The organism is Mariniflexile ostreae (assembly GCF_042427585.1).
Taxonomy (GTDB): Bacteria; Bacteroidota; Bacteroidia; order Flavobacteriales; family Flavobacteriaceae; genus Pseudalgibacter; species Pseudalgibacter ostreae.
Genome location: NZ_JBHMFC010000052.1, coordinates 1 through 2,731 on the forward strand (window position 1 = coordinate 1; position 2,731 = coordinate 2,731).

Below are 2,731 nucleotides of genomic sequence, written 5' to 3' on the forward strand. Positions count from 1 at the left end.
TTTTGACCAAGAATTATATAAAGAAAGATATGCAATTGAACGGACAAACGCTTGGATGGACAGTTATCGCTCACTACTAAATAGATTTGACACAACCATTGCAACTTGGTTGGGTTTCAACTATCTATCATTTATGGCAATATTCCTAAAGAAAATGAAAAGCAAAAAGTTTAAATGACCTCAAATATAAAATATTGGTTTCAAAGAGAAAAAGCCAAAACTAAAGATGAAGAACTAATAGAAAAAAAAGCGTTTTTACTCTATTTGGATGACGATATAAAGTATCTTTCCTTTGAAGATACAATAACTGCTTGTAGAAGATGTGCATCTAACTATGATTTAAAAAGTATGGAATTATGTCCTAAATGTAAAGAGCATTACAAGGGCATTGAGTATCCAACCTGCATTCAATGTCTGCCCGAAGACAAGCGAAAAGCTGCATTAGAAATGGTTGAATTTGGAAAAGAATGGCAAGCAATGCATAAAGAACTTGGAATTGACTGAAAATAAAAATGCCGAACACACAACAATGGCTATAAGCAATTGGGGTTTAAGTGCTTAACAGAAAATCAAAACATAAAACAAAGGTCTGTGCTAAACCGAAAAGTAAGAGCAAAAAATCCCAACTGCTCATAGCCAAAACCGTTGTGCATAATAACCACTCAATAGAAATCTAGGTAATGAATGAAGTCTAAGGAAGATTACAAAAAAAGAGTAAAAGCAAGAGTTCTATTATTAAAGGAATACATTTTAACGAATCTATTTAATAAAGAAAACATAACTGTTTTTATTAATGAAAAGTGGCTACTCTTCATTTTACCATTGATTTATGTTTTTCTAATAATAACACCATTAATTGAATGGATAGCCTTTATTCCAGATTATCTAAACATTTCGAGTATAAACCCACAAGACTATTTTGGAATAATTATAGGAGCCATATCATCTATTTTTGGTATCGTAATGGCTGTTGTTTTGTTATCTGTAGAATTTTTCAAAGAACGTATAAGTAAAGATGCATACGTAAATCCTTTAGAAAATCAATTAATAAGAAATTCAATATATACATCAATTAGTCTAATAGGAATTTCCTTTCTAGGGTATATACAAATTGAGTCATTTACGACATCTAAGTCCGTTTCAATTGGTTATTACATCGGTTTTATATTTATTTTTTATATCTACTCTGTATTTCCTGTATTGAAAACAATTATTGGAAAAAGTAGTAGGATAAAAAGTAATGTTGACTTGGTAAATAGCATAAGTTTAAATTCATTTCAAAATGTATCGAGACAACGGTTTAGAGATAATTTGGTTGAGGATGACACTTTGAAAATCTTAAAAAAAGAGTTGGATTCATATATTTTGTCTACCAATGTTACTGCTTATCAAAAAATAAATGATGATATAATTTCTAAAGCTTTAACCATTATTACAGATGGAAAAAATCGACAACAATGTGACATCGTAATTGGTGGAATTATATGGTTATGGCGGGAAAATTCAAAAACAGCAATAAGAGCAAGTGATAATCATTACTTTGAAACTTTATGGAGCTACATAAGTGACATTTATTTATACTTTGCTGATAAAAAAGCCCCTCTCTTGCACTTGCAAGATATGCACTCTTTCATATACTTAGACTTTTTCAAACTACACGAAAAACTGGGAAATTCAATACCACTAACTAATGCAATGGATTCAATTGAAGTTTCCTTTAAATCCAACTTAACAAACAACTGTCCTAAGCAAGAGAATTTAAAGCGTTTAGCTAGAATGTTTGAAGAAGATGGGCAATATGAGCCATCTTCAATAGATGATTCAATCCAATGGGATAGTATTAATGGCTTAATTGGATTAATGAGTAAAGTTCAAGATTGTGCTATCAATATAGGAAATAAAGATTTATTTGAAGAAAGTATTAGGAGGCATCAAGATATTTGTTCTGATATATATTATGGAGATTATCCAATTGGTAATTATCAAAAAAGATTCATTTTATGGAAAGAACTAACGTCTTCATTTTATAGTTCTAGAAAAGCATTAGAAATCGGTCTTTACGAAAACACCTTCGATTGTTTTAGAATTCCAAAAAATTTAATAGTTGATTTAATAGAGCGAAATTATGTCAAAGAAAAGGATTTAAGAGTTATAATTTCGAGTTATGCAGATTATATAATATTAGCATTCAAAGAAGGCAAATTATCAACTGATTCTTTAATCGGTACATTAAATGAATTTTGTTTAATAGGAGTTCATTGTCTTAAACACTATCAAAAAAATCCATTGGCAAAAAAAACAGTAAGCTATATTATCAAGGTGCTTAAGAATTTAAAGAAGTTGGCTGAAAAAGATTTGGCATCAATAAATCCTAATGATTATTTGAATTTAAAAGGTAAAATAAAGCACTTTATTAGTGTCGCAACTGATATGGATGGTTTTGACCCAGAAAAAAAGCCCGTTAAGAAATGGCAAAAATTACTAGATAATTTTCAAAATATTTCTAAGGAAAAAGAATTTAGCATTATAAAGTGGAAAATTGAGGAAAAACCAAAAAAATAACTATGCACAATAACTAAGAATTCGTTTTGCCGATAGGCCAAAAATGAATTCTGTGTTGACGAATGCGGTTGATTTGCCGTACTATGGGTAAAACGATACGTTTAGGGAAGGTTCTTTGGTGGCTAGGCTGTGATTGATGTGGTCAAAATATATAGCATTTACTCCTTTT

At 29.9% G+C, this 2,731-nt stretch carries 2 protein-coding genes and 1 pseudogene; all 3 read left to right on the plus strand.

The window, feature by feature from the left end:
* Positions 1-178: pseudogene (locus ACFFU9_RS10515) on the plus strand (IS5 family transposase); the annotation flags it as partial.
* Positions 175-504 carry a hypothetical protein gene (locus ACFFU9_RS10520; RefSeq protein ID WP_379861396.1) on the plus strand — a complete coding sequence of 110 codons (330 nt, stop codon included), beginning with the start codon at positions 175-177 and terminating at the stop codon, positions 502-504. The pseudogene ACFFU9_RS10515 and the gene ACFFU9_RS10520, both read left to right, overlap by 4 nt.
* Positions 505-684: 180 nt before the next feature.
* Complete coding sequence (locus tag ACFFU9_RS10525; protein ID WP_379861397.1) at positions 685-2,562, plus strand: hypothetical protein; 1,878 nt, start codon at positions 685-687, stop codon at positions 2,560-2,562.
* The last annotated feature ends 169 nt before the right edge of the window (positions 2,563-2,731 follow it).